General features: G+C 71.6%; 28 protein-coding genes. 18 read left to right on the forward strand and 10 right to left on the reverse strand.

Annotated features, from left to right (window positions below; translation table 11 throughout):
• The 5 genes from ACJ73U_RS05385 to ACJ73U_RS05405 form a co-directional block, all read left to right on the forward strand.
• Nucleotides 1-901 (forward strand): tetratricopeptide repeat protein (locus ACJ73U_RS05385; RefSeq protein WP_407776400.1); only part of this gene is annotated, 901 nt, incomplete at its 5' end.
• Complete coding sequence (locus ACJ73U_RS05390; protein ID WP_407776401.1) at nt 898-1,905, forward strand: PP2C family serine/threonine-protein phosphatase; 1,008 nt, start codon at nt 898-900, stop codon at nt 1,903-1,905. The genes ACJ73U_RS05385 and ACJ73U_RS05390, both read left to right, overlap by 4 nt.
• Nucleotides 1,902-3,212, forward strand: coding sequence for a VWA domain-containing protein (locus ACJ73U_RS05395; protein WP_407776402.1), 1,311 nt, complete (start codon nt 1,902-1,904; stop codon nt 3,210-3,212). The genes ACJ73U_RS05390 and ACJ73U_RS05395 overlap by 4 nt, the downstream gene beginning before the upstream one ends.
• Before the next feature lie 8 nt (nt 3,213-3,220).
• Nucleotides 3,221-3,922 carry an FHA domain-containing protein gene (locus ACJ73U_RS05400; protein WP_407776403.1) on the forward strand — a complete coding sequence of 234 codons (702 nt, stop codon included), beginning with the start codon at nt 3,221-3,223 and terminating at the stop codon, nt 3,920-3,922.
• 98 nt (nt 3,923-4,020) lie between these two features.
• A complete protein-coding gene (locus tag ACJ73U_RS05405) occupies nt 4,021-5,271 on the forward strand; it encodes an SGNH/GDSL hydrolase family protein (protein WP_407776404.1) in 1,251 nt (416 codons plus the stop codon).
• Here ACJ73U_RS05405 and ACJ73U_RS05410 read toward each other — a convergent pair.
• Nucleotides 5,233-5,748 (reverse strand): hypothetical protein, encoded by a 516-nt coding sequence (locus ACJ73U_RS05410; protein WP_407776405.1) that lies wholly within the window; start codon nt 5,746-5,748, stop codon nt 5,233-5,235. The genes ACJ73U_RS05405 and ACJ73U_RS05410 overlap by 39 nt on opposite strands.
• A gap of 60 nt (nt 5,749-5,808) precedes the next feature.
• On the opposite strand from ACJ73U_RS05410, the gene ACJ73U_RS05415 reads away from it, so the two are divergent.
• On the forward strand, nt 5,809-6,261 hold the full coding sequence (locus ACJ73U_RS05415; protein ID WP_407776406.1) for a MarR family transcriptional regulator: 453 nt from the start codon (nt 5,809-5,811) through the stop codon (nt 6,259-6,261).
• A gap of 71 nt (nt 6,262-6,332) precedes the next feature.
• On the opposite strand, the gene ACJ73U_RS05420 is transcribed toward ACJ73U_RS05415, so the two are convergent.
• The gene (locus ACJ73U_RS05420; RefSeq protein WP_407776407.1) at nt 6,333-7,595 is read right to left on the reverse strand and encodes a hypothetical protein; all 1,263 of its coding nucleotides are present in this window, start codon (nt 7,593-7,595) and stop codon (nt 6,333-6,335) included.
• A gap of 239 nt (nt 7,596-7,834) precedes the next feature.
• Between ACJ73U_RS05420 and ACJ73U_RS05425 the strand changes: the two genes are divergently transcribed.
• Nucleotides 7,835-8,800, forward strand: a complete 966-nt coding sequence (locus ACJ73U_RS05425) for a hypothetical protein (protein ID WP_407776408.1) — start codon at nt 7,835-7,837, stop codon at nt 8,798-8,800.
• Nucleotides 8,801-8,829: 29 nt separating this feature from the next.
• Nucleotides 8,830-11,334 (forward strand): DEAD/DEAH box helicase, encoded by a 2,505-nt coding sequence (locus tag ACJ73U_RS05430; RefSeq protein WP_407776409.1) that lies wholly within the window; start codon nt 8,830-8,832, stop codon nt 11,332-11,334.
• A 153-nt stretch (nt 11,335-11,487) separates the two neighbouring features.
• Here ACJ73U_RS05430 and ACJ73U_RS05435 read toward each other — a convergent pair whose 3' ends face one another.
• From ACJ73U_RS05435 to ACJ73U_RS05450, 4 genes are all read right to left on the reverse strand, one after another.
• Nucleotides 11,488-12,429, reverse strand: coding sequence for an SDR family NAD(P)-dependent oxidoreductase (locus ACJ73U_RS05435; RefSeq protein WP_407776410.1), 942 nt, complete (start codon nt 12,427-12,429; stop codon nt 11,488-11,490).
• Between the two features lie 106 nt (nt 12,430-12,535).
• Nucleotides 12,536-13,066: a barstar family protein gene (locus ACJ73U_RS05440; RefSeq protein ID WP_407776411.1), complete on the reverse strand. Its 531-nt coding sequence runs from the start codon at nt 13,064-13,066 to the stop codon at nt 12,536-12,538.
• Nucleotides 13,067-13,079: 13 nt separating this feature from the next.
• A complete protein-coding gene (locus tag ACJ73U_RS05445; RefSeq protein WP_407776412.1) occupies nt 13,080-13,700 on the reverse strand; it encodes a phosphoribosyltransferase in 621 nt (206 codons plus the stop codon).
• 83 nt (nt 13,701-13,783) lie between these two features.
• The gene (locus tag ACJ73U_RS05450) at nt 13,784-14,668 is read right to left on the reverse strand and encodes an SDR family oxidoreductase (RefSeq protein WP_407776413.1); all 885 of its coding nucleotides are present in this window, start codon (nt 14,666-14,668) and stop codon (nt 13,784-13,786) included.
• A gap of 124 nt (nt 14,669-14,792) precedes the next feature.
• Here ACJ73U_RS05450 and ACJ73U_RS05455 point away from each other — a divergent pair, with 124 nt between their 5' ends.
• Nucleotides 14,793-15,674, forward strand: a complete 882-nt coding sequence (locus tag ACJ73U_RS05455; RefSeq protein ID WP_407776414.1) for a LysR family transcriptional regulator — start codon at nt 14,793-14,795, stop codon at nt 15,672-15,674.
• On the opposite strand, the gene ACJ73U_RS05460 is transcribed toward ACJ73U_RS05455, so the two are convergent.
• Together ACJ73U_RS05460 and nudC are read right to left on the reverse strand one after the other, a co-directional pair.
• On the reverse strand, nt 15,671-16,414 hold the full coding sequence (locus ACJ73U_RS05460) for a class I SAM-dependent methyltransferase (RefSeq protein ID WP_407776415.1): 744 nt from the start codon (nt 16,412-16,414) through the stop codon (nt 15,671-15,673). The genes ACJ73U_RS05455 and ACJ73U_RS05460 overlap by 4 nt on opposite strands.
• A 41-nt stretch (nt 16,415-16,455) precedes the next feature.
• On the reverse strand, nt 16,456-17,301 hold the full coding sequence (nudC, locus tag ACJ73U_RS05465) for an NAD(+) diphosphatase (RefSeq protein WP_407776416.1): 846 nt from the start codon (nt 17,299-17,301) through the stop codon (nt 16,456-16,458).
• 19 nt (nt 17,302-17,320) lie between these two features.
• Here nudC and ACJ73U_RS05470 point away from each other — a divergent pair, with 19 nt between their 5' ends.
• Entirely contained in the window at nt 17,321-17,836 is a 516-nt protein-coding gene (locus ACJ73U_RS05470; RefSeq protein ID WP_407776417.1) for an XdhC family protein, read from the forward strand.
• A 4-nt stretch (nt 17,837-17,840) separates the two neighbouring features.
• On the opposite strand, the gene ACJ73U_RS05475 is transcribed toward ACJ73U_RS05470, so the two are convergent.
• Nucleotides 17,841-18,980 carry a hypothetical protein gene (locus ACJ73U_RS05475; protein WP_407776418.1) on the reverse strand — a complete coding sequence of 380 codons (1,140 nt, stop codon included), beginning with the start codon at nt 18,978-18,980 and terminating at the stop codon, nt 17,841-17,843.
• 156 nt (nt 18,981-19,136) lie between these two features.
• Between ACJ73U_RS05475 and fabG the strand changes: the two genes are divergently transcribed.
• From fabG to ACJ73U_RS05500, 5 genes are all read left to right on the forward strand, one after another.
• A complete protein-coding gene (fabG, locus tag ACJ73U_RS05480; protein WP_407776419.1) occupies nt 19,137-19,892 on the forward strand; it encodes a 3-oxoacyl-ACP reductase FabG in 756 nt (251 codons plus the stop codon).
• 7 nt (nt 19,893-19,899) lie between these two features.
• Nucleotides 19,900-20,352, forward strand: coding sequence for a MaoC family dehydratase (locus ACJ73U_RS05485; protein ID WP_407776420.1), 453 nt, complete (start codon nt 19,900-19,902; stop codon nt 20,350-20,352).
• A 115-nt stretch (nt 20,353-20,467) separates the two neighbouring features.
• Nucleotides 20,468-21,637 carry an acyl-CoA dehydrogenase family protein gene (locus ACJ73U_RS05490; protein ID WP_407776421.1) on the forward strand — a complete coding sequence of 390 codons (1,170 nt, stop codon included), beginning with the start codon at nt 20,468-20,470 and terminating at the stop codon, nt 21,635-21,637.
• Nucleotides 21,634-22,719, forward strand: a complete 1,086-nt coding sequence (locus tag ACJ73U_RS05495) for an acyl-CoA dehydrogenase family protein (protein WP_407776422.1) — start codon at nt 21,634-21,636, stop codon at nt 22,717-22,719. Before ACJ73U_RS05490 ends, ACJ73U_RS05495 begins: the two co-directional genes overlap by 4 nt.
• Before the next feature lie 106 nt (nt 22,720-22,825).
• Nucleotides 22,826-23,374, forward strand: coding sequence for a TetR/AcrR family transcriptional regulator (locus ACJ73U_RS05500; RefSeq protein ID WP_407776427.1), 549 nt, complete (start codon nt 22,826-22,828; stop codon nt 23,372-23,374).
• Here ACJ73U_RS05500 and ACJ73U_RS05505 read toward each other — a convergent pair.
• Nucleotides 23,362-24,144: a DeoR/GlpR family DNA-binding transcription regulator gene (locus tag ACJ73U_RS05505; protein ID WP_407776423.1), complete on the reverse strand. Its 783-nt coding sequence runs from the start codon at nt 24,142-24,144 to the stop codon at nt 23,362-23,364. The genes ACJ73U_RS05500 and ACJ73U_RS05505 overlap by 13 nt on opposite strands.
• Nucleotides 24,145-24,184: 40 nt before the next feature.
• Here ACJ73U_RS05505 and ACJ73U_RS05510 point away from each other — a divergent pair, with 40 nt between their 5' ends.
• From ACJ73U_RS05510 to ACJ73U_RS05520, 3 genes are read left to right on the forward strand one after another with little or no spacing between them, the layout of a single operon-like run.
• Nucleotides 24,185-25,087 (forward strand): ROK family protein, encoded by a 903-nt coding sequence (locus ACJ73U_RS05510; RefSeq protein WP_407776424.1) that lies wholly within the window; start codon nt 24,185-24,187, stop codon nt 25,085-25,087.
• Complete coding sequence (locus ACJ73U_RS05515; protein ID WP_407776425.1) at nt 25,084-25,527, forward strand: hypothetical protein; 444 nt, start codon at nt 25,084-25,086, stop codon at nt 25,525-25,527. The genes ACJ73U_RS05510 and ACJ73U_RS05515 overlap by 4 nt, the downstream gene beginning before the upstream one ends.
• Nucleotides 25,508-26,338 carry a ketose-bisphosphate aldolase gene (locus ACJ73U_RS05520; protein ID WP_407776426.1) on the forward strand — a complete coding sequence of 277 codons (831 nt, stop codon included), beginning with the start codon at nt 25,508-25,510 and terminating at the stop codon, nt 26,336-26,338. Before ACJ73U_RS05515 ends, ACJ73U_RS05520 begins: the two co-directional genes overlap by 20 nt.
• Nucleotides 26,339-26,430 lie beyond the last annotated feature (92 nt).

Genomic DNA, 26,430 nt, shown 5'->3' on the forward strand with positions numbered 1-26,430 from the left:
GGACCCGAAGGCGCTGGTGCACGCGCTGCCGGTGCCCCGGGTGGACGGCAACGACCCGGCGGCCGCGTTCCTGGCCACGGTCACCTCGACCGACCCGATGGCGCTCGTGGACGAGCTGCGCACGGCGCCGCAGTCGTCGGTGGAGGTGCGACTGCGGATCGCCCGCGCCTACCTGGAGGCCGGCGAGTACGCCTCGGCGCGGCGCCGGCTCCTGGAGCTGGCCACGGACGCGCTCGACCTGGACCGGCTGTGGCTCATCGACTGGTACCGGGGCGTGCTGGCGCTGGCCGAGAACAAGCCGGCGCACGCGAGTGAGCACTTCGACCGGGTCTACTCGGCCGTGCCGGGCGAGGCCGCGCCGAAGCTCGCGCTCGCGGCGTGTGCGGAGGCGCGCGGGGACTGGGCGAGCGCCGACCGCTTCTACCGCGTCGTGTGGGGCACCGACCGCGGCTACGTGAGCGCCGCGTTCGGCCTCGCCCGTGCCCTGATCGCGACGGGCAACCGGGTCGAGGCGTTCGACGTCCTCTGTTCCGTGCCGGAGACGTCGAACCACCACGTGACGGCGCGGCTCGCGGCGGCGGACGTACGGGTGCGGGACGTGCCTGCCGCCGACCTCTCCGAGGTCGACCTGGTCGCGGCCGGCGAGCTGCTCGCGGACCTCGACCTCGACGTGGCCCGCCGGGCGCACGCGTCCGAGCGCGTCTTCACGGCCGCGCTGTCGTGGCTGCCCCACAACGGGAACACCAGCGGCTCTGTGCTTGGCTGCGCATTGACCGACACCGACCTGCGGGTCGCGCTGGAGAGTTGCTACCGCACGCTCGCGCGACACGCCGACAGCACGAGGGAGCGCATCGCTTTGGTGGACAGCGCCAACAAGATCCGACCGAGGACGTGGGTGTGACGGCGACGAACTGCCCCGGCTGCGGCACCCCGGTCAGACCCGACGACCGCTTCTGCGAGGAGTGCGGTCAGAGTCTCCTCGTGCGACGGACGCCGCTCGGTGGCCCGATCGCCAAGCCCGCGGGCGGGGCGTGCGTCGCCTGCGGCGGGGAGAACGTCGGTGCCGACGGGTTCTGTGAGGACTGCGGGCGCGCACAGCCGAGTGGGCGTGACCGGATGGAGTGCGACCTCGACCTGGTCGCGGGGGTCAGCGACAAGGGCAACCGGCGTGCCCGCAACGAGGACTCGATGGCGTTCGGGACCGTGCTCGGCGGGGACGCTCCGGCGACGGTGGTCGCGGTGGTGTGCGACGGCGTGGCGACCTCCGACCGTGCCGACAGCGCCTCGCAGCGCGCGGTCGACGAGGCCACGTCCGTGCTGCTGGACGCCGTGCTGGAGAACCGCGATCCGGCCGCGGCGACGAAGGCGGCGGTGGCGCGGGCGATCGAGGTGGTGGCGCGGCTGGCCGACCCGTCGGTGCCCGGCACCGCGCCGTCCTGCACGTTCGTGTCCGTGGTGGTCACGCCCACCGAGGTGACCGTCGGGTCGGTCGGTGACAGCAGGGTCTACTGGCTGGCCGCGCCCGGGTCGGACGCCATGTCCTCGCGCGTGCTGACCGCCGACGACACCGTGGCGGCCGAGCTGATTGCCGAGGGCCTGCCCGAGGAGGAGGCCAACGCGGTGTACCAGGCGCACGCGCTGTCGAAGTGGATCGGTGCGGACGCCGGCGAGATCGAGCCGCGCGTGGTCACCGTGCGGCCCGGCGGCCCGGGGCACGTGCTGCTGTGCAGTGACGGCCTGTGGAACTACGTGCCCGACGCGGCGGCGCTGGCCGAGGTCCTGCCCGCGGAGGGTGGCATGACGGCGGCGGTGGAGCTGACCGCGCTGGCGTTGAAGCTCGGTGGGCACGACAACATCACGACGGTGCTCGTGCCGTTCCCGCCGGCCGAAGGAGAGCGATCATGACCGACTTCTCGGTAGAGGTGTACCAGAACGAGTACCTGGCGTCCGGATCCACCGAGGTGAACGCGATCGTCACGGTGACCGCGACCGGGGAGGGAACCGGGCCGGCGACCGCGAGCGGCAGCGCGGCCGAGGTGATCATCGTCGACTGCTCCGGCTCGATGCACGTGCCGCGCACGAAGCTGGCGTCGGCCAAGCAGGCGACGGCCGCGGCCATCGACACGCTGCGCGACGGCGTCGAGTTCGCGGTCGTGGCCGGCACGGACGAGTCGCGGCTGGCCTACCCGTACCAGCACGGCATGGTGGTCGCCTCACCGCAGACGCGGGCCGAGGCCAAGGAGGCGGTGCGGCAGCTCGCCGCGAACGGCGGCACGGCGATCGGCAGGTGGCTGAAGCTGGCCGAATCGCTGTTCGCGACGTCGAGCGCGTCGATGCGCCACGCGATCCTGCTGACCGACGGCCAGAACATGCACGAGACCCCGCGCCAGCTCGCCAACACCCTGCGGGAGGTCCAGGGGAAGTTCGTGTGCGACTGCCGCGGCGTCGGCACGGACTGGGAGGTCAAGGAGCTGCGCACGATCGCCGACGCGCTGCTCGGCACGGTCGACATCGTGGCCGAGCCGGAGGGCCTGGAGGCGGACTTCCGCGCGATGGCGGCGTCCGCGATGGACAAGGCGGTCGCGGACGTGGCGCTGCGGCTGTGGACGCCGATGGGCGCGACGGTCAAGTTCGTGAAGCAGGTGGAGCCCACGCTGGTCGACCTGACCGCGCGGCGCGCCGAGGTGCCGCCCCGCAGCGGCGACTACCCGACCGGCTCGTGGGGCGCGGAGACCCGCGACTACCACGTGTGCGTGCAGGTGCCGGCCGCGGCGACGGGCGAGAAGATGCTGGCCGGGCGGGTGAGCCTGGTGGTGCCGGGGGTGGGTGGCGCGGAGGAGCAGGTGCTCGGCAAGGGCCGGATCCTCGCGGTGTGGACCGAGGACACGGCGCTGTCGACTAAGATCAACCGGGAGGTCGCGCACTACACCGGTCAGGCGGAGCTGGCCGCGGTGATCCAGGAGGGGCTGGAGGCACGCAAGTCCGGCGACGTCGAGACGGCGACCGCGAAGCTGGGCCGCGCGGTGCAGCTGGCGACCGAGACCGGGCACACGGACACCGCGAAGCTGCTGGCGAAGGTCGTCGACGTCGAGGACGCGCGGACCGGGACGGTGCGGTTGAAGCGCAAGGTGGCGACCGTCGACGAGATGACGCTGGACACCCGGTCGTCCAAGACGATGCGCGTGCGCAAGAAGCAGTCGACGGAAAGCTGAGGCGCTCGATGGCGACGTGCCCACAGGGCCACACCTCGTCCGACGAGGAGTTCTGCGAGGTCTGCGGCCGCGAGATCGGCGGCGCGCCCGTGATCGTCGCCGACGCGCCCGCCTCCGCCGAGGCGGAGCTGCCGGCCGCGGGCGCGACGTGCGAGGCGTGTGGCGCGGCGCTGGCGGGCCGGTTCTGCGAGGAGTGCGGTCACGACTCGCTGGCCCCGCCGCCGGTGTCGGTACCGCGGGCCGCCGTCGAACGGGTGGTGGCCGACGACGCGCCGCCGGTTCCCACGGACCGCGTGCCGGAGGCGACGACGTGGACGGCGACCGTGACCGCCGACCGCACGTACTTCGACGCGGTGATGGCGGCGGAGGGTCCGGACGCGAGTGGCATCACGTTCCCGCCGTACTGCCCCGACCGGCACTTCCCGTTGGCGGGCAAGGAGATCAGCATCGGCCGGCAGAGCCGCAGCCGCGGCATCCTGCCGGACATCGACCTGCTCGGGCCGCCGGAGGACCCGGGCGTGTCGCACCTGCACGCGTTGCTGCTGGCACAGCCCGACGGCTCGTGGTCCATCGTGGACCTCGACTCGGCGAACGGGACAGTGATCAACGACGAGCCGAACCCGTTGCGCCCCAACGTGCCCCGGGCGCTGGAGGACGGCGACCGGGTCTACATCGGCGCCTGGACGAGGATCACGCTGCGGCGCTCCTGAACGTTCAGCGGCCTGAACGTTCAGCAACACAAGGTTATCCACGCTGTCGCCTGTTCGGACGCAGATCGTCCGTCCGGGTCGCGGATATGCTCCGCCCCATGTCTGGACATCGTGGTCTGCGACTCGTGTTCTCCCTACTGCTCGCGACCTTCCTCGTGCTGAACGTTCAGCAGGCAAGCGCCAGCGGCCGTCCGCGCTGGGTGGCGTCGTGGGCGGCGAGCCCGGTGGTCGGCAGCGTGATCCCGTGGTCCGACTGCCCCGCGGGCACCGGCCTGACGGACCAGACAGTCCGCAACGTCGTGTTCGTCAGCGCGGGCGGCGGGTTGGTCCGGGTCCGGCTCACGAACGCCTTCGGCGCCACGCCGTTGGAGGTCGGCCACGCGTCAGTGGCCGTCCAGTCCGCCGGTGCCGGAGCCGTGCCCGGCACGGTGCGCGAGCTCCGGTTCCACGGCCGGCGTGGTGTGACCGTGCCGGCGGGCCGCGAACTGTTCAGCGACCCGGTCGCGCTGCGGGTGGCCGCGCTGTCGACGCTGCTGGTCAGCGTGTACGTGCCCGGGTCGACGGGTCCGGTGACGAACCACCCGTTCACCGCACAGGGTAACTTCCTCGCGGCCGGTGACCGGGCGGTCGACGTGGCCGGCGCGGACTACGGGAACACGCCGTGCTGGATGCTGGCGGACGGTGTGGACGTGGTGCCGAACCGGCCGGTCGTGGGCTCGGTGGTGGCCCTGGGCGACTCGATCACCGACACGTCCGCGACGACCGGCAACGCCAACCACCGGTGGCCCGACTTCCTGGCCCGCCGGCTGAACGCGCTCCCCGGCCCGACCCTGTCCGTGGTCAACGCGGGCCTGGGCGGCAACCGGGTGCTGCTCCCCCGCGAGGGCGAGCCGTACTACGGCATCCCAGCGGTCGACCGGCTCGACCGGGACGTGTTCGCCCAGACGGGCGTGCGCACGGTGATCCTGCTCGAGGGCGTGAACGACATCGGGTTCGACGCGTCGGCACCGGACCTCATCGCCGGCCTGCGGTTCATCGCCGACCGCACGCACGCGGCGGGCCTGCGCATCGTCGGCGCCACGATCACCCCGTTCGGCGGCTCCTTCATCGAAACCCCGTCCCGTAACCAGACATGGGCGACGGTCAACGACTGGATCCGCCACAGCGGCACCTTCGACGCGGTGGTCGACTTCGCCGCCGCGACGGCCGCCCCCGGCAACCCCATGGCCCTGAACCCCGCCTACGACAGCGGCGACCACCTGCACCCGAACGACGCCGGCACGGAGGCGATGGCCGCCGCGATCGACCTGTCAGCGCTGTTCCCCCACCATCTCGCGGTCGCGGGTTGAGTCCAGCACCACCTGCCGGACGAGACCGACCAGCCACACGAACGTGAAGGCGATGATCGTCGGGTTCTTCAGGAACAGCAGGACGGCGAGGTAGGTCTGCCGCGTGTGTCCCGGCAGTAGGTCGCCGAGGCCCTCCAGGCCGGTGTCGAAGACGAGGGCCGCCGCCATGACCAGGCCGGCCTGGAACACGAGGCTCAGCCAGTGCTCGCGGACGAACACCCGGACGTGCGACCAACTCGGTCGGCCTTTCGGTGTCGCACGCCGCCAGATCGCGACGACCAGTAGCAGGCGGGCCACCATGACCACCACTTCCGAGGCCAGCGCGATCGGGGGTGGGATCTCGTCGGTCCAGTTGACCACGATGAGCCGCTGCACGGAGCCGACCAGCGACAGCCCGACGACGAGCGGCAGGTGGCGGCGGTAGAACCGCCACGCCCGGCGCGGAACCGCCACTGCCAGTTGCCATTCCCGCTTCATTCACCCTCCAGTTATTTTAGTTCACTATACTAAAATATCTGGGCGAGTAAAGTTCCCCACATGCCGGAGGACGGTCGGAGGATTCGGGGCGCCGTGCTGGGGCGTGAGCTGAGCACGGCAGTGGTCATGTTCCACGAGGCGGTGGGCGCGTACCTCGGGGTGAGCGCGGGCGACCAGCGGGCACTCACCCTCATCGGCCGCGACGGTGCGTTGTCGGCGGGCGAGCTGGCGGAGCGGACGGGACTGACCCCCGGTGCGGTGACGGGCATGATCGACCGGCTCGAGCGGGCCGGGCTCGTCCGCCGTGAGCACGACCCGAACGACCGCAGGCGGGTGCTGGTCACCGCCACCGGTCACCAGCCGGACGTCTTCGCCGACCTCGCCGCGGCGATGGACGACCTGGCCGGGCGCTACAGCGAGGCGGAGCTGACCACCATCGCGGACTACCTGACCCGCACGATCGGCATCATGCGCGAGCAGACCCGTCGGCTGACGGCCCGCCGGACGGGCTGACCACGAAGCCGGGCGAGGAACCACACCGCGCCTGGCCGCCCGGGTCGCGGGCGGCCAGGCGGGCCGCTTCCCTACCCCACCGACACGCTGCCGTCGCTCTGGCGGACGCAGGCGACCTGGCGCGTACCGGCCACCGCCGCGCCGGACAGGCACCGGCCCAGCACGCCGTAGCCGTTCACGTTGGGGTGCCATGACTCCTGGCACGTCTGGAAGTAGGTCACGCACGTGTTGGCGATGCGTTGGATGTCGAGTTTGTCGTAGCCGGACAGGCTGGTCACGAAGGTGCCGCTCGGGCCGTCCATCAGGCGGATGGGCGTCGCGAGGGCGTTCGTCGGGCTGCCGTCCTGTTCGCAGAGGCGGGCGCCGTCGAACGCGGACTGGACATTCAGGTACACCAGGTCATCGGTCGGGAACTCCGCGGACAGCGTCGTGAACGACGAGCGGACGATGTTGCCCAGCGCCTGTGAGAACAGGTGTCCTGCCGCCAGGCTCGCGCGGTGGGCCGGGCAGCCGGCGGCATACCGCTCGGCGCCCAGGGCGCGGAACTTGTCGCGGTCGTCGGCTCGGCCGTCTTCCTCCCAGTAGCGCTGGGCGAAGTCCGTCGGCAGGGGGTTGGTGTAGTCCTGGAACACCACGCGGTGTTGGCCGTCCGCGTCGATCTGGTCCAGTGTGGACAGCAGGGTGCGCAGCGCCGAGGTCGTCTCCGCGGTCGCCGACGTTATCTCCGGGTCGGTGGCCAGGTCGGACAGGACGCACGGTTCCTGCGGGACGTCACCGCCCAGGTACGCCCAGAACTCCCACCAGCCGGTCCACGCGTCGGCGATGAACCGGTTGGCGCACACCGAAGCCGCGTCGCCGAAGGTGAAGGAGCTGTTGTTGGAGCCCAGTCCCACCAGGACCAGGTCGATGTCGTGGGTGGCCGCCACGGCACGCAGCTGGTCCAGTTGGGACGCCACCGAGCGGCCCTTGGCCCGGCCGGACGACGCGTTCAACAGGTCGTACGGCTGGCCGCCGGAGCACGCCAGGTTGAAGCGGTCCTGGATGCCGGGCAACGTCGCCCGGAACAGCGACGCGTTCGGCGACCGGTGGCAGAAGTACGCGTTGCCGTTGGGCGCCGACCACCCCGGGAAGCCCTGGGACACACCGTTGACGTCGGTCACGGCGGAGTAGTCGCCGCCACCCTCACCGGAGATGAAGCTGTCGCCGAGCGCGACGGCGGCGGTCGGCAGTGTGGTCGACAGTGTGGTCGGCTGGGCGGCGGTGGTGGCCGGCACCCCCACCGCGGACAGGACAGCGGCGGCGGAAGCGGCCACCGCGAGATAGCGCAGGGACATCACGGCCCTCCAGACCGGGCACAAAATATGAATAAATTTCAAGCTCGAATTGTGGTGGTAGTCACTACCAGGAGTCAAGATCCACGCACTACAAGGGGTTGCGAAACGCGAACCGACGTGGGTTTAGCGCAGATGTTCGAGCACGCGAAGTGATAGGTCCCGACCATCCGGGCAAAAAAGTTAACCAACGGTGTGACAACCCGTGACAACATATGAGCATACAGTGCACGGTGTAGGGCATGTCCTTAGACGACCTCCGCTACCGATTACTTGTCCAGTGCCCGCTCGAGAGGGCGGACACCGTGGCCCCGATAGCCGCCCGCTACCAGTCCGGCCTCGTCCTCACCGGGCCGAAGCCGCGCTCGACCGTCCGACACCTCCACCGCCTCGGCTTCCCGGCGCCCATCCTCTGCGACGCCGCCCGCTACACCGGTCGTCACCGCGTACCGGCCAGCGCGGGCCTGTCCGCCGACTGGACGGCCGAGCAGCACGACCTCGGTCTCGTCGCGCTCACCGACTCCGGCTACCTCGCCGCGGGCGACTGGCCGGGTCTCTACCGCCTCCTCGCCGACGCCGCCGACCAACCGCCACCGGTCGTCGTCGCACTCCCCCTGGCCGCCGGCTGGTTCGCCGACCGCGCGCAGCTCACCCGGCTGATCGCCACGGTCAATGACGCGCGACTACCCGTCGCGATCGTCGGCACCCCCTACGTCACCAGCGGCCTCGTGCGGCTGCTCACGGCGACCGTGCCCGTGCTCGTGCTGCGCTCGGACGTCGGCGCGCTCGGCGCGGTCTGCCACGGCGCCCACGCCGGCGCGCTCGGCGTCACCTCCGGCCTGTTCGTGCCGGCGCTGCTCGGTCACCACCGGCCCGCCGTGCTCGCGCGGATCGTCGACCGGATCCCGGAGCTGCGGCACCTGTGGCCGTGCCGCTGTGCGGAATGCCTGGGCGCCGTGCCGACCCACCTGGACGCCGAGGGCATCTACCGCCACTCGCTGCACACCCAGCTCGCGCTCGCCGGCGAGCTGCGGCACGATCCCGCGAGCTGGCGGGAGCGCTGTGGCCGGGCGCTCATCGTGCACAGAAAGGTCGCCGAGGTCATGCCGACCTGGCCGGTGCCCGAGGCGCTGCACTGGTGGCACGAGCTGGCGCCGCCCACCATCCCCCGCCAGACCACCGGAGAGCACGCCCCTCGACTCGGATAACCGCACGGCGTGGCACTATCGGTGATGAGATGACTCTTACCGACGTGCTCCCCGCTGACCAGGATCCCGACACCCTCTTCGATGCCTTCTCCACGTGGGCGGAGAGCGAGGGCCTTTCGCTGTACCCGGCGCAGCAGGAGGCGATGATCGAGATCGTCTCCGGGGCGAACGTCATCCTGTCCACGCCGACCGGCTCCGGGAAGAGCATGGTCGCCACCGGCGCGCACTTCACCGCGCTCGCCGCCGGCCAGCGCAGCTTCTACACCGCGCCGATCAAGGCGCTGGTCTCGGAGAAGTTCTTCGCGCTGTGCGACATCTTCGGCGCCGAGAACGTCGGCATGATCACCGGCGACTCCAGCGTCAACGCCGGCGCGCCGATCATCTGCTGCACCGCGGAGATCCTCGCCAACATCGCCTTGCGCGAGGGCGTGACCGCGGACGTCGGCGTGGTCATCATGGACGAGTTCCACTTCTACGCCGAGCCGGACCGGGGCTGGGCCTGGCAGGTGCCGCTGCTGGAGCTGACGAAGGCCCAGTTCCTGCTGATGTCCGCGACGCTCGGTGACGTCACGCGGTTCCAGGAGGACCTCACCCGCCGCACCGACCGGCCGACCGCGGTGGTCACCTCCGCCGAGCGGCCGGTGCCGCTGTTCTACTCGTTCCGGATGACGCCGCTGCACGAGACGATCGAGGAGCTGCTCACCACCAACGAGGCCCCGATCTACGTCGTCCACTTCACCCAGGCCGCGGCACTCGAACGCGCGCAGAACCTGATGAGCGTCAACGTCTGCACCCGTGAGGAGAAGGACCAGATCGCCGAGCTCATCGGCAACTTCCGGTTCACGGCCGGGTTCGGCAAGACGCTGTCGCGGCTGGTGCGGCACGGGATCGGCGTGCACCACGCCGGCATGCTGCCCAAGTACCGCCGGCTCGTCGAACGCCTCGCGCAGGCCGGGTTGATGAAGATCGTGTGTGGCACGGACACGCTCGGTGTCGGCATCAACGTGCCCATTCGCACGGTCGTGTTCACCGCGCTGTCCAAGTACGACGGGCAGAAGGTGCGGCTGCTCAAGGCCCGCGAGTTCCACCAGATCGCCGGCCGCGCGGGTCGCGCCGGCTACGACACGGTCGGCAACGTGGTCGTGCAGGCGCCCGAGCACGTCGTCGAGAACGAGAAGGCGCTGGCCAAGGCCGGCGACGACCCGAAGAAGCGGCGCAAGGTCGTGAAGAAGAAGCCGCCGGAGGGCTCGATCGGCTGGGGCGAGCCGACGTTCCAGCGGTTGGTCGAGGCCGAGCCGGAGGCCCTCACGTCGAGCTTCGCGGTCACGCATTCCATGCTGCTCAACGTGATCGGCCGGCCCGGTGACGCGTTCACGGCCATGCGCAAGCTGCTGGAGGACAACCACGAGGACCGCCCCGCGCAGCGCAGGCACATCCGCCGCGCCATCGCGATCTACCGGGCACTGGTGTCCGCCGGCGTGGTCGAGCGGCTGTCGGAGCCCGACGAGGAGGGCCGTTCGATCCGGCTGACCGTCGACCTGCAGCTGGACTTCGCGTTGAACCAGCCGCTGTCGCCGTTCGCGCTGGCCGCGATCGAGCTGCTGGACGCGGAGTCGCCGTCCTACGCGCTCGACGTGCTCTCGGTCATCGAGTCCACCCTGGAGGACCCGCGGCAGATCCTGTCCGCGCAGGAGCACAAGGCACGTGGCGAGGCCGTGGCAGCCATGAAGGCCGAGGGCATGGAGTACGAGGAGCGGATGACGCTGCTCGAGAACGTCACGTACCCGAAGCCGCTGGCGGAGGAGCTGCTGTACGGGGCGTTCGAGACCTACCGGCGCGGGCACCCGTGGGTCGGGGACTACCACGTGCGGCCCAAGTCAGTGGTGCGCGACATGTTCGAGCGGGCGATGACGTTCACCGAGTACGTCGCCTTCTACCAGCTGGCCCGCAGCGAGGGGATCGTGCTGCGCTACCTCGCCGACGCGTACAAGGCGCTGCGGCAGACCGTGCCGGACGACGCGAAGACCGAGGAGCTGTCGGACCTCACCGAATGGCTCGGCGAGCTGGTTCGGCAGGTCGACTCGAGCCTGCTCGACGAGTGGGAGAAGCTGACCAACCCGAACGACGACGTGGTCTCCGCGGACGCGGACGAGCGGGCCCCGGCGGTGACGCGGAACGTGCGGGCGTTCCGGGTGCTGGTGCGCAACGCGTTGTTCCACCGGGTGCAGCTGGCCGCCGCGCGGCGGTGGTCCGCCCTCGGCGAGCTGGACGGCGCGTCCGGCTGGGACGCCGACGCGTGGGCGGACGCGCTGGAGCCGTACTTCGACGAGCACGACGAGCTCCGGACCGGCCCGGACGCCCGCGGGCCGCGGTTCCTGATGATCACCGAGCACGAGGGCCGCTGGGAAGCCAGGCAGATCTTCGACGACCCGGCCGGCGACGGCGACTGGGGCTTCACCGCGGAGATCGACCTGACCGAGTCCGACGAGATCGGCGCGGCCGCGGTGCGCGTGCTCGACGTCGGCCAGCTCTAGCGCGGCTAGTCCGCCTCCCCGCGCTTCCATGTGTGGGTTGCGTTCCGAGGAAGGTGCGGGTGTCGAGGTGGATTGTGGCTGGGTGCCGTCACGTTCCCCTGAGGTAACTGTTGGGCGAGCCAAGACCTTGCACAAAGATCCACGGGACAGGCTCTAGCTGGCGCGGGGCGTCCGCGCGTTCAGCAGTTCGGTGGTTGCCTCCCACAGGCGCTGCTCCCGGGCGCGGTCGTGGGCGACCGGCCGCACCTCGGTCAGCCTGGTCTTCACCACGAACGCACCGTCGCGCAGGTGTGCCCACTGGTCGTCGAGGGCCATCGCGGCCAGCAGGGGTCCCGAGCGTCGCGGCGTCGACACGCCGGGGACGCGGCCCAGGGCGCGGCTCATCGCCCGGAACGCCGCCGGGGCGCCACGGCCCAGCGCGGTGCCGGGCATCCAGCCCGGTTCGAACACCGACACGCTGATGCCGGCGCCGGCCTGACGCTGCAGCTCGTGGGCGTAGTACAGGATCGCCAGCTTCGCGTTGGAGTAGGCGACGCCGGACGCGGTCATGCCCGGGGCCCGCTCACCGGTGGCCGGGCGGGCGAGCTCGACGGGGTCGGCCCACCTGGCCTCGGGCACGCCCAGCAGCTTGCGCCAGACGTTGGCGTGATAGGTGTTCGAGCCGACCAGCACGACCCGCGCCGGGGCCGTGAACGAGCCGAGCAGGTCGCCGATGAGCTGGGCGTGGGCGAGGTAGTTGACGGCGAAGGTCAGCTCGTAGCCGTCGGGCGAGGCCTGCCGAGTGTCGGGCGACATGACGCCGGCGTTGGCGATCAGCGCGCGCAGCGGCCGTACCGCGCCGGCGGCGAGCAGGTCGCGCACGGTGGCCGCGGCGGCACGGACGTCGGCCAGGCTCGCCAGGTCGCAGCCGATCTCGCGGACACGGGCGCCGCGGGCACGGGCCTCGTCGGCGACCGCGGTCAGGTCCCGTCCGACGCGGCCGACCAGCAGCAGGTCGGGTCGCTGCCCGTGCGGGCGCTCGGCCATGGCCAGCACGGCGTGGCGGCCCAGGTTGCGGGTCGGGCCGGTGATCAGAACAGTTCCGGGTTCGGTCATGTCCCCAGCCTGCGGGTCCGGCCGGGCCGCAGGCAGTCGTCCGGTTTTCGTAGGACTGCCAGGGCCAGGACAAAACCCATGCGGGCGCCCCGATCGGCGGGTCGCGCTAGCGGCGCTGGTCGTCCCGCCATTCGACGGGGTTCCACCGCACCGGCGTGGCGCCGACTCCGTCGAAGGTGATGCCGGCGTCGTTCGACTGCACCAGGCACAGCAGGCGGTGGCCGACCAGCATGGCGCCGCGTGCCGCGGTGGCGATGATGTCGAGGATGACCTGCGCGGCCCGCGGTTCACGGCCGGCGAACGCGTCGTAGCCGGTGAACACGAGGACCGTACCGGTGGCGTCGCGAGCGGCGCCGTACTCGTACCTGGCGACGTCGCGGAGGCAGTCGTTCAACGCGTCGAGGTTGTGGCCGTAGTAGTCCGGGAAGTCGAGCGCGGCCTTGACGTCGCGGTGGAAGTCGGCCTGTGTGGCCCACGTGCCGGCGTCCAGTCGCACCAGTTGGTAGCCGTGGTCCGCCAGCCACTGCGTGGTCTCGGCGAGGACCTCGGGGCGCCAGAACAGCGTCACGGGGCCGTTCACGGCGAGCCGGAACGCCCGGTCGCCGGCGAGGTCCGCGTCGAGGTCGAACGAGGCCACGTGATCAGCGTAGTCAGCCGAGCAGCGCACGCACTTCCCGGTCCGGCACCTGGGTGAAGTCGTCGTACCACTGGCCCACCGCGGAGAAGCTCGCCGGCCTGATCGGGCAGACGATCTCGTCGGCGAGCGGGGCCAGCACGCGCAGCGAGTCCGGCGGCGCGACGGGCACGGCCAGGATGATGCGTGCCGCCCCGATGTGCCGGAGGACCCGCAGCGCGGCGACCACCGTCGCGCCGGTGGCGATGCCGTCGTCGACGAGGATCACGGTTCGGTCGGAGAGGTCCGGGGACGGACCGGGACGCAGGATCGCGGTCCGGTGCCGGATCTCCGCACGCTCCCTCGCGACCTGGTCGGCGACGTCGTCCCAGGTCAGGCCGAGGTCGGCCAGGACAGCGTCGTTCCGGACGGTCACGCCGTCCTCCCCGACCGCACCGACGGCCAGTTCCTCCCGGTCGGGCGCGCCGATCTTGCGCACGAGCACGACGTCCAGCTCGGCGTCGAGCGCGCGGGCGATCTCGGCGGCCACCGGCACCCCGCCCCGGGGCAACCCCATCACGACCGGCTTGGTGCCCCGCAGGTTGGCGAGCCGCGCGGCCAGCACCCGGCCCGCGTCGGCACGGTCTCGGAAGCGCATCGACGTCACCTCCACCTCACAGTGTTACCCGTGGCGGACGGCGATAGTACCGAACATTTGTTCTAGAAGGACGGATCTGGTCGCTAGGTCGTGAAGTAGTGGCCCTTCTCCAGGTCCGCGACCAGTCCGGGCCGCACCGGCTGCCAGCCGAACCGCTCCCGGGTCAACGCGCTCGACACGTGCATGTCGCGGGCGAAGAAATGGCCGACGAAGCCCCAGTGGCCGACCGCGTCCGCGCTGGGGACGGACGTCACCGGCACGTTCAGCTGACGGCCGATGACCTCGGCGATCTCCCGCACGGGAACGCCCTCCTCGGCGACCGGGTGCACGATCGTGCCCGGCGGTGCGGACTCCAGCACCAGCCGGAACAGGTTCGCGACGTCGAGGCGGTGCACGGTCGGCCAGCGGTTGGCGCCGTCACCCGGGTACGCCGACACCCCCTTCTCCCTGGCCGCGGCGATGATGACCGGCACGAAGCCGTGATCACCCTCGCCGTGCACGATCGGGAGCCGCAGGACCGAGGCGCGGACGCCGCGGTCGAGGAACGAGAACGCCGTGCGCTCGGACACGAGTCGCGGCGACGCGGGGTCGACCGGGTCCTCCTCGGTGGCCGCACGCCCCTCCGCGACCGCGGCGGTCGCCGAGGAGACGACCAGGGGCCGGTCAGAGCCCGCGAGCACCTCGCCGAGCGCGGTGACGACCCGCCGCTCCGTCTCCAGCGAGCCGGCGAAGTCGGCCCAGTCGTGGATGAACGCCGTGTGGACCACGCCGTCGGAGTCCGCGGCGCCGCGGCGCAGGCTGTCGAGGTCGGTGAGGTCACCGAGAAGCACCTCGGCGCCGGTCGCCGCCAGTGCCGCGGCCTTCTCCTCGGACCGGGCGAGGCCGACGACCTGGTGGCCCGCGCCGAGCAGTTCACGAACGACGGCGGAACCGACGAAACCGGTCGCGCCGGTGACGAACACACGCATGTACGCGCTCCTTGGGTGGTTCAGGGTCTGTCCGTCCACCGTGCCCCCGCGGGGCACCGAAGATCCAAGACCCGTTCCGAACCACGCAATACGTTCGAGGCATCACCCCAGCTAGACTCGGCAGATGCCCGATCTGGATCTGCGGCTGGTGCGGTACTTCACCGTCGTCGCCGACCACCGGCACTTCGGCCGTGCCGCCGAGGAGCTGCGCGTGGCCCAGCCGTCGCTGAGCCGGCAGATCCGCGCCCTCGAACAGCGGCTCGGCGCCCGCCTGCTGGAACGCGGCCCGCGGGGCACCCAGCTGACCGAGGCCGGCGAGGTCTTCCTCCCGCTCGCCAAGGCGTTGCTGCGGTCCGCCGACCAGGCCGCCGCACGCGCCAGGGCCGCGGCACAGCCCAGCCGGATCACCATCGGCTACATGGGCAACCTCTACGTCACCTCGGCGGTGCGCGAGCTGCGCCACCGACACCCGGACGCGGACGTGCACGTCGCGCACCTGGACTGGAACGAGCCGGGCGAGGCCCTGCTGACGCACCGGGTGGACGCCGCGCTGGCCAGGATGCCGTTCGCGACCGACAAGCTGGACGTGACGGCGCTCTACGACGAGCCCCGCGCGCTGCTCGTGCCGCTGGACCACCGCCTCGCCGGCAAGGAGTCGGTCACCCTCGACGACATCGCCGACGAGCCCCTGCCCCGGGTGCCGAACGCGGACTGGAACGCGTTCTGGCGCGTCGACCCGCGACCGGACGGCCGCCCGGCACCCGACGGCCCCCTGGTCGAGGACCTCCAGGACAAGCTCGAGTACATCGTGTCCGGTCAGGCCGTGGCCATCGTCTCGGCCGGCCTGCGGGCCACCAGCATCCGCCCGGGCCTCACGACGGTCCCCCTGGAGGGCGTCGAGCCGGCACACGTCGTGCTGGCGACCCGCACCGGCGACAAGAACCGCCTGCTCACGGACTTCCGCAGGATCGCCAAGGCACATCTGACCGGCCCTGAACCCTCCTAACCCTTGCGTACTTCGACCAGGAACCGGGAGCTGTGCGCGACGAACGAGCCCGCCGCGGTGATCCTGTCGTGCAGGACGCGGAGCTTGGGCAGGTAGGCGGCCGCGGTGAAGCCGGGTACGAGCCAGATCACCTTGCGCAGGAAGTAGACGACGGCGCCGATGTCGAAGAACTCCATGCGCGGCCGCGCGGTGCGCAGGTCGACCACCTCGAGCCCGGCGGCCTCGGCGCTCGCCCGGGCAGCGTCGGGCTGGCGGCCGTCCCTGGGCCGCGGGCCGAGGAAGAACTCGATCAGTTCGAACACGCTGGCCGGGCCGACCTGCTGCGACAGGTAGGTGCCGCCCGGGGCGAGCACTCGCGCGATCTCCAGCCACCAGACCCGCACCGGGTGCCGGCTCACGACGAGGTCGAAGGCGTTGTCCCGGAAGGGGAACGGCGGATCGTCGCGACTGGCGACCACGGTCGCGCCGCGTGGTCGGAGGTGCTGGCGCGCACGTGCGATGTTGGGCGGCCACGACTCGGTGGCCACGGTCGTCGGCGCGAGCCGGGGCACCCCGGCCAGCACCTCCCCGCCGCCGGTCTGGAGGTCGAGTGCGACCGTCGCGGTGGCCATCCGCTCCCCCATGAGCCGCTGGTATCCCCACGGCGGCCGCTCCTCCGTCGCGCGGCCGTCGAGCCACGAGAAGTCCCAGCCGTCCACGGGAACCGCGTCGGCCTCGGCGATCAGCTCCTCGAACGACATCCGCCGATGGTGGCACGGGTGAGCACCGGGAGGCGCTCCATTTATCCCTCGCCCAGCCAGGTCTCCACGAGGTAGGACTCGATCGAGTCGGGGCGGCCGTCGCCCAGGGCGCGGACCTCGTCGCGGGTGAACCAGCGGGCCTCGGTCAGCTCGTCGTGGTCGACGGTGACGTCGTCGGTGGCCGCGAGGGCGCGAAAGCCGATCATCAGGCCGGACGGGAACGGCCAGGCCTGCGACGCCTGGTAGCCGACGTCGCGCACGCGTACCCCGGCCTCCTCGTTCAGCTCACGGCGCACGGCGTCCTCGAGGCTCTCGCCGATCTCGACGAAACCGGCGAGCGTCGAGTACGACGTCGCACCGCGGTGCTTGGCGAGCAGACACCGCCGGCGGTCGGGGGACTCGACGAGCATGATCACGGCCGGTTCGATGCGGGGGAAGTGCAGCTTGGCGCAGTCCTGGCAGCGGCGCAGGTGACCGGCCTGCTCGGCGGCGGTCCGGCCGCCGCAGGCGCCGCAGAAGCGCTGGTTGCGGGCCCAGTGCAGCATGCCGCGCGCGTAGGCGAGGGTGGCGGCCTCCTGGCGGTCGAGATCGCCGAAGAGCCCGCGGATGTCGACGGCGGCGTCCGCACCGGCCTCCCGCACCGCGGCCTCGGCGTCCAGATCGGACAGATCGGTGGCGAACACCCCCGCCTGCGCCGCGCCGAGGAAGACGACCTCGCGGTCCGTGTGCGGCAGGCTGACCGGGCGCCCGCCGGCCACGAGACACCGGTCCTGCCAGAAGGCGAGGATCTGCCCGTCGTCGAGCGCGCCGGCGAGCCAGTCCGCGTCCGTGCGCGGCCCGCGGTCGAGGGTCAACCCGTTGTACGGCAGTGTGACGTCGCTTGGCACACGTGCCACCCTAGGACTCATGGCGATCGACGACCCGAGCTGTGCGGTGGCACACGGCGAGACTCCAGCCGCCACCGGGACCCGGACCCTGGTGGCGGTGTTCGCGTCGCCGGTGGCGGCCCTGCTGCTCCGCTACGGGCGCGACCTCGGCTACCGGACGGTGCTGGTGGAGCCCGAGCGCGGCCGGGTGACCAACGAGGAGGCCGGTGAGACGACCGTGTTCACCCACGTCCCGGACCTCGACGAGCACGCGGACATCGTGGTGACCGACCACCACCGGGTCGAGCTGGGACCCGTGCTGGCGGAGGCGCTCAAGCAGCCCGCGCGGTGGATCGGGGTCATGGGCAACCCGCGACACCCCGGTCCGCACGTGGCGGCCCTGCGCGAGCTGGGCGTGGCGGACAGCGACATCGCCCGCGTGCACCGCCCGATCGGCCTGAACATCGGCTCGCGCACCCCGCCGGAGATCGCGATCGCCACGCTGGCCGGCCTGATCGCCGACCGCAACGGCAAGCCGGGCGGCTTCGAGTTCTGACCCGTCACACGACGTGGGTGCCGCTCTTCTTGGCCAGCACCCACACGTAATGCCAGGTCGTCTCACAAGGAACTGACGGGTTCTTCTCCGCGGCGGCGTTCATGTAGCTCCACAAACCACCACCGCTCGCGCTGAGCGCGGTGATCGCGGCCGCGAGAACCGACCCGTACACGGCCACCAGCATCGTGGCCACCGATCCGACGGCCAATCCGGTCACGGCGACGGACCTCTTCCGGCGAAGCTGCTTCATCTCCGAACGTGCGGCGCGGACCTGCTCCCTGATCTGCACGCCCAACTTCGCGATCTCCAGGTCTGACTGGACCGCGTTCAGCGACTGATCCATTTCCAGGAAGGTCCTGCGTAAGAAGTCACGAAAAGCCGAGTACGAGTCGAACTCCTCGATAGTGATCTTGCTGAAGTCCCGGATGCCCACCCCATCCATGAACGGCAGGTCTATCTGCAGCAGCGGTCGCACGAGATGACTCTTGGTGGGCCACACGTCGGACATGTCCACCGCCCGGCCGTCGCGAACGAGGAAGTCGACCGCCTTGGCCCGTTCCGCGGTGCCGAAGTGCTGCAGATACGGCTCGCGCCGCTCGCCGACGTGGTGCGTCACCACCGAGTAGCTGGGCAGATACCAGACCAGACCGGCTTCGAGCAGGTCGCGCGCACCGAGCAGCCACCGGCCCAGTTCGTCCAGGTCCGGACAGTGCATGCCGTAAACCCTGGCGCTTTCTCCCTGCCTGACGTCGTGCTCGCGCTGCTGCGCCCGCCATTCGGCGACCGCGTAGTTCGAGTCGGCGACGGTGTACCTGGGGGCGCTGTATTCCAGGCCCTTTCTCCTGCTCTCGCCGATACCGTGATAGGTGCCGGTCCAGTCGTGGCAGAGCAGCAGCGTGTCCGACACCAGAGCGGCACGCTTGGTGAGTTGTTCGAAATCTTCCCTTCCCGCCGACAAGCTGATGTGATACCGGGACCTGGACAGCTCGATCGCGTTGTCCAGACTTTCCCTGATGCGATCCCACTGGAACGCGCCATAACTCTTGGCAACGCCTTCGGGCCTGATCTCACGAAGCGACCGGAAGAACTGCTTCATCTGACGCGCGACGATCTCGTTCTCGACGACCGACCGGCGGGGGAACATGCCACCAGGATAGGCCGAGTCGTCACCGAAGGTGCCCGAACAGCGGCATCATCACCCGCTCGGGTCTTGCCAACGACAACCGCGCGGTTGCCGGCGCCGCAACCGCGCGGTAACTTACTAAGCGCTTGCTTAGTTCGCCGAACCGAAGGAGAACCCGTGGCCCCGTCCCGTGTCGCGATCGTCACCGGCGCTGCTCGTGGCATTGGCGCCGCCATCGCCAAGCGTCTTGCCCAGGACGGCTTCGCGGTCGGTGTGCTCGATCTGGTCGAGGACAACTGCAAGGACACCGTCGCCGCCATCCAGGGCGCCGGCGGCAAGGCGCTGGCCCTCGGTGCCGACGTCTCGAACGCCGAGCAGGTAACCGCGGCCGTCGGCAAGGCCGCCGACGAGCTGGGCCCGCCGACCGTGCTGGTCAACAACGCCGGGATCCTGCGCGACAACCTGATCTTCAAGATGACCGAGGACGACTGGGACCTGGTCCTGAACGTCCACCTCCGCGGCGCGTTCCTGATGACCCGCGAGGTGCAGAAGTACCAGACCGAGCAGGGCTTCGGTCGCATCGTCAACCTGTCCAGCACCTCCGCGCTCGGCAACCGCGGGCAGGTCAACTACTCCGCGGCCAAGGCCGGCATGCAGGGCTTCACCAAGACCCTCGCCATCGAGCTGGGTAAGTTCGGCATCACCGCCAACGCGATCGCGCCCGGGTTCATCGAGACCGACATGACCGCGGCGACCGCGGCACGCATGAACGTCGACTTCGAGCAGTTCAAGGAGGGCGCGGCCGCCGCGATCCCCGTGCGGCGGGTCGGGCAGCCGGAGGACGTCGCGGCCGTGGCGTCGTTCCTCGCGAGCGAGGAGTCCGGGTTCGTGTCCGGCCAGGTGATCTACGTGGCCGGCGGGCCACAGGACTGAGGGCGTCATGCGGATCTTCGCCAACCTCGACGAACTGGCCACGGTCAAGGGCGAGCACCTCGGCCACGGCGAGTGGCACACCGTCACCCAGGAGCAGGTCGACCAGTTCGCCGACGCGACCGGTGACCACCAGTGGATCCACGTCGACACCGAGAAGGCCGCACACGGGCCCTTCGGCGCGACGATCGCCCACGGATACCTGACGTTGTCCCTGATCCCCTTCCTGGGCAAGGAGATCATGCGCGTCGACGGCATCTCGATGGGCATCAACTACGGGCTCGGCAAGGTCCGGTTCCCGGCCGTCGTGCCGGTCGGCTCGCGGGTGCGGGCCGGCGTCGAGCTGATCGACCTCACCGACCGGCAGCAGGGCAAGCAGGTCACCTTCCGGTGGACCATCGAGGTCGAGGGCGGCGACAAACCGGCCTGCGTCGCCGAGACGATTGTGGTGTATGTGCCGTGAGCGGAGCTTGCGGAGCGAATCGCCGACACTCACGCTGGCACCTCAGCCGCGGAGTGCGCCGGTGGAGCGGAGCCTGCGGAGCGTTCCGGCGCGACGCAGCGGATGAGGGGGCGGCGTGAACGAGAACGAGCTGCGGGAGCTGGCGGCTGACTTCCTCAGCAAGAACGACCCGAACTCCATGGACCGCCTGGACTTCCTCCGTGCGCGGTTCGACGCCGGGCTCGCCTGGGTGCACTTCCCCACCGGGCTGGGCGGGCTCGGGCTTCCCCGCCACCTGCAGTCCGTTGTGGACCAGGAGCTGAGGGGCGCGCCGGACAACGACCCTCGCCGCATCGGCATCGGGTTGGGCATGGCCGCGCCGACGATCCTCGCCTTCGGCACGGACGAGCAGAAGCAGCGTTACCTCCGTCCACTGTGGACCGGCGAGGAGGTGTGGTGCCAGCTGTTCTCCGAGCCGGGCGCCGGCTCCGACCTCGCCGCCGCGGGGACGCGGGCGGTGCGCGACGGGGAAGACTGGCGGGTGACCGGGCAGAAGGTCTGGACGTCCAGCGCGCACAACGCCCGCTTCGCGATCCTCCTGGCGCGGCACGACCCCGACCTGCCCAAGCACGCCGGGCTCACGTACTTCATCCTCGACATGACCGACCCGGGCGTGGAGGTCCGGCCGCTGCGCCAGATCACCGGCGAGGCGGAGTTCAACGAGGTCTTCATGACCGACGCGCGGGTGCCGGACGCGAACCGGCTGGGCGCGGTCGGCGAGGGCTGGAAGGTCGCGCAGACCACCCTGATGAACGAGCGGGTCGCCATCGGCAGCCGGCCGGCCGCGGGCGGCAGCATGGTCGACGTGGTCACCCGGACCTGGCGCGAGCACGCGGACGGCCACACCCCCGAGCTGCAGGACCGGCTGCTCGACCTGTGGGTCCAGTCGGAGGCGTTCGGGCTGGCGGGCGAGCGGCTCCGGCAGCAGCTGGCGGTCGGCGCGCCCGGACCGGAGGGCTCGGCGATGAAGCTCGCGTTCGCGCGGCTCGCGCAGCAGCTGAGCGGGCTCGAGGTCGAGTTGCTCGGCGCCGACGGCCTGCGCTACGACGACTGGACCATGCGCCGCCCGGAGAAGGTCGAGTTCACCGGCCGCGGGGCGGGCTACCGCTACCTGCGCGCCAAGGGCAACTCCATCGAGGGCGGCACGTCCGAGGTGCTGCGCAACATCATCGCCGAGCGGGTGCTCGGCCTGCCGGCGGAGCCCCGCACGGACACCAAGGTCGCGTGGAAGGACCTGCCGCGATGAACCTGCTGTACACCGAGGTCGAGACCGATCTGCGGGCGAGCGTGAAGGACCTGCTCACCGACCGCGCCCAGCCGGCCGCGGTGCTCGCGCGGTGCGAGACCGACGAACCGTACGACCTCGACCTGTGGCGGGCGCTGACGGGCCTCGGTGCCGCGTCGCTGCACGTGCCGGAGGAGCTGGGCGGGCAGGGCGCGTCGCCGCGGGAGACCGCGGTGGTCATGGAGGAGCTGGGCCGGTTCGTCGCGCCCGTGCCGTTCCTCGGCAGCGCGGTCCTCGCGACGACCGCGTTGCTGGGCTGCAAGCCGACCGACGAGGTCCGCGGTCTGCTCGACGCGCTGGGCGCCGGTTCGACCGTCGCCACGCTCGCCGTTTCCCTCGCCACGACACCGGGTTCGGCCGTGACCGGGGTGCGGTCCGGCGACGACGGGCTGTCCGGGCGGGTGCGTTCGGTGGCCGACGCGTCGGTCGCGGACCTGTTGCTGGTGCCCGCCGCGGGGGCCGACGGCCTGGAGCTGCACGCCGTTTCCGTTGAGCAGCAGGGGGTCTCGGTCGAACCGGTGCCCTCGCTGGACCTGACCCGCCCGGTCGCGGACATCGCGCTCGACGGCGCGTCCAGCACGTTGCTCGCCGGCACGGAGTCCGCGGAGACCGCGGTGGACGGTGCACTGTGGACGGCCGCCGGCCTGCTCGCGTCCGAGCAGCTCGGGGTCGCCGAGTGGTGCCTGGACACGACCGTCGCCTACCTCAAGGAACGGCACCAGTTCGGTCGCCCGGTGGGCTCGTTCCAGGCCTTGAAGCACCGGCTGGCGGACGTGTGGCAGGAGCTGGTGCTCGCGCGGGCGGTCGCCCGGAACGCGGCCGACGCCCCGGGCCGGACCTCGGCGTCGCTGGCGAAGGCGCTGTGCTCGACGGTGGCGGTGCACGCCGCGGAGGAGGCCGTGCAGCTGCACGGCGGCATCGGGATGACGTGGGAGCACCCGGCACACCTCTACCTCAAGCGCGCCAAGGCGGACTCGGTCGCACTGGGCACGGCGGGGCGGCACCGGCAGCTGCTGGCACCGCACGCCGACATCGTCCTGTGAAGCAAGCGCGCGGCGCGTCGGGGCCGAGCGGGGCGAACCGTTGACCTCGGACGAGCTGCCCGAGGATCTGTGGCCGGAGGTGCGGCCGGACGCCGCCCGCCGGCTGATGGCGGCCGCCGTCGAGTCGTTCGCGGCACGTGGCTACCACGCCACGACGACCCGCGACATCGCGACGGCGGCCGGCATGTCCCCGGCCGCGCTGTATGTGCACTTCCCGGCGAAGTCGGCGGTGCTGTTCGCGATCAGCCGCAGCGGCCACGAACGCACACTGCGGCTGGTCCAGACCACTATGGCCGAGCACGCGGACCCGGTCGACGCCACCCGCACCCTGGTCGAACGTTTCGTGGCCTGGCACGCGAGACGGCACGTGGTCGCCCGCGTGGTGCAGCACGAGCTGGACGCCCTGACGCCGGACGACCACAAGGTGGTGCTGGAGCTGCGCCGCACCACCGAGGGTCTGGTCCGCGATCTGGTCACGCGCGGGGTGGCGGCGGGCGCGTTCACCGTCCCGGACGTCCGGACGGCCGCCCGCGCGGTGCTGTCCCTGGGGATCGACGTGGCGCGGTGGTACTCCCCCAGCAGCAGGCCGTCGCCGGAGGTGCTGGGCAAGCAGTACGGGGAGCTGGTGCTGAACATGCTCGGCTACACCAGCTGAACCGTCACGCCTTCCGCCTCGAACGCCGACACCACGTCGGCGGGGGCGGCGTGGTCGGTGATCAGGGCGTCGATGGCCGGCGGCGGGCAGATGCGGGCGAAGGCGTACAGGCCCAGCTTGGAGCTGTCGGCCACGACCACCACGCGGCGGGCTCGTTGGGCCATCAGGTGGTTGATGCTCGCCTCGCCCTCGTGGTGGGCGTAGGCGCCGTGGACGGGGTCGACCGCGTCCACACCGAGGAACACCACGTCCATCGTGATCTCCTCCAGGATGTGGGTGGCCAGGGGACCGCTCAGCTCGAACGACGCCGGGCGCGCCACGCCGCCGGTCAGGACGATCTTGACGTGCGGGCGGACGGCCAGTTCGGCCGCGATGTTCAACGCGTTGGTCACCACGGTCACGGTCGGTTCGTCGACGCCGTTCAGCTCCGGCAGCAGCGCCAGCGCCCTGGCCACCTCCGTCGTCGTGGTGCCGCCGTTCAGGCCGACCACGCTCCCCCGCGCCACCGCGGCGGCCGCGGCCCGGCCGATGCGTTCCTTCTCCGAGGCGTGGCGGGCCGTCCGGTAGCGCAGCGGCAGGTCGTAGGCGACGTTGTTGGGCACGGCACCACCGCGGGTCCTGGTCAGCAGCTGCTGGTCGGCGAGGTGGTCGAGATCACGGCGGATCGTCGCGGCGGAGACCGACAGCTCGGCGGCTACGTCGTCCACGTCGACCTTGCCGCGCTGCCCGAGCAGGTCCAGGAGGGTGCTCAGCCGCTCGTGTCGGTCCACATGCTGCAATGTAGCCCCGACTACCAGCGAAGGCGGTGACATGGACCGGCTCGTCGCGGCCATCGACGTCGGCGGGACGTCGATCAAGTCGGCTCTCGTGGCCGAGGACCTGCACGTGGTGCACACGCTGCGCACCCCGACCCGGCGCGTGGACGGCGCCGTCGACGTCGGCCAGATCGTCGAGCTGATCGACCAGCTGCGCGCCGAGGCCGGGGACGCCACCGTCGTCGGCGCCGGGGTCGCCGCGCCGGGGATCATCGACGAGCGGCTCGGTGTGGCGCGGGCCGCGGTCAACCTCGGCTGGCGGGACCTGCCGCTGCGCCAACAGGTCGCCGACGCGGCCGGGCTGCCCGTCGCGCTCGGGCACGACGTGCGGACAGGCGGCCTCGCCGAGTTCACCGTCGGCGCGGCGACCGGGGTGCGCAACGGCATGTTCATGCCCATCGGCACGGGCATCGCGGCCGCGTTCCTCGTCGACGGGCACCGGCTCGACGCGGACGGGTACGCCGGCGAGATCGGGCACATCGTCGTGGACCCGGGCGGCGCGGTCTGCGGGTGCGGCACGCGCGGGTGCCTGGAGACCGTCGCGTCGGCCGCCTTCATCGCGCGGCGCTACGCCGAACGCAGCGGCAAGCCGGTCACCAGGGCGGTCGACGTCGCGGCCGCGGTCGTCGCGGGCGACCCGGACGCGGTGTCGGTGTGGGAGCGCGCGATCGACGGGTTGGCGGCCGCGCTGACCACGGCGGTCACGCTGCTGGCGCCGGAGGTCATCGCGATCGGCGGCGGCCTGTCCGAGTCGGGGGACACCCTGCTCGCGCCGCTGCGTGCATCGCTGGTCGGGCGCATGGCGTTCCAGCGGATGCCGACGCTCGTGCGGGCCGCGCTCGGCGACAACGCCGGCTGCATCGGCGCGGGGATCCTCGCCTGGCGGGCGGCATCGTGATCCTCACCGTCACGCTCGACGAGGACCTCGCCGTGGCGCGGGCACTGCGCGGGCTCGGCCTCGAGGTCATGGTCACCGGGCTCGTCCGCGATCAGGCCCTGCGCCGGGACGCCCTGGCCGCCGGGCTGCGGGAGTCGCTGTTCGAGCTGACCGGGCCGACCCTGTCCATCTCGGACTGGGCGGACTTCGTCGGCGGCTTCTACGCGCTGGCCGCCCGCGCGTCGGTCGTCGTGCTGTCCGGCGGACTGCCGGAGGAACTGCCGGACGACGCGTTCGCACAGCTGATCCGCACCACCGGCACCCCGGTGGTCCTGTGGACCTCCGCTCCGCCGCCGCACGCCGGGATCGCCGCGCGGCCGGCCGCGGTGGCCACGAGCATGGCGGAGCTGACCAGGACCGTGACCGAGATGGAGGAGCTCCATGCTCACCCCGACCGCTGACATCGTCGACACCGCGAAGAAGTCCGGCCGCGGGGTCGGCGCGTTCAACGTGATCCAGCTCGAGCACGCGGAGGCCATCGTCGCGGGCGCCGAGGCGGCCGGGGCGCCGGTGGTGCTGCAGATCAGCGAGAACGCGGTGCGCTACCACGGGTCGCTGGAACCGTTGGGACGGGCCACGTTGGCGGTGGCGGGTGCGTCGTCGGCCCAGGTGGCCGTGCACCTGGACCACGCGACGGACGTCTCCCTCGTGCGGCAGGCGGTCCAGCTGGGCTTCGGGTCGGTCATGTACGACGCGTCGGTGATGTCCTACGCGGACAACGTGGCGGCGACCGCGGCGGTGGTGCGGGAGTGCCACGAGCACGGCGTGTACGTCGAGGCGGAGCTGGGTGAGGTGGGCGGCAAGGACGGCGTGCACGCGCCGGGCGTCCGCACCGACCCGGCCGAAGCGGCCGAGTACGTCGGCGCCACCGGGATCGACGCGCTGGCGGTGGCCGTCGGCACCTCGCACGCGATGCTGACCAGGGACGCGACCGTCGACTTCGGACTGGTCGAGCGGCTGGCCGCGGCCGTGCCGGCGCCGCTGGTGCTGCACGGCTCGTCCGGCGTGCCGGACGAGCACCTGCGCCGCGCGGTGGCCGCCGGCATGACGAAGGTGAACATCGCGACGCAGCTGAACAAGGCGTTCACCGCCGCGGTGCGGGACTTCCTCGCCGCCGACCCGTCCGTGGTGGACACGCGGAAGTACCTCGGCGCGGGCCGCGACGCGGTGGCCGAGGAGGTGGCGCGGCTCCTCCGGATCCTGGTGGGTTGAGTGGTCTTGACACACTATATGCCGACCGAGCTATATTGCCGTCATGGCATCAACGTTCGAGGTGCTGGCGGAGCCCCGGCGCCGGGAGATCC

This window comes from Actinophytocola sp. (assembly GCF_045807065.1).
Classification (GTDB): domain Bacteria; phylum Actinomycetota; class Actinomycetes; order Mycobacteriales; family Pseudonocardiaceae; genus Actinophytocola.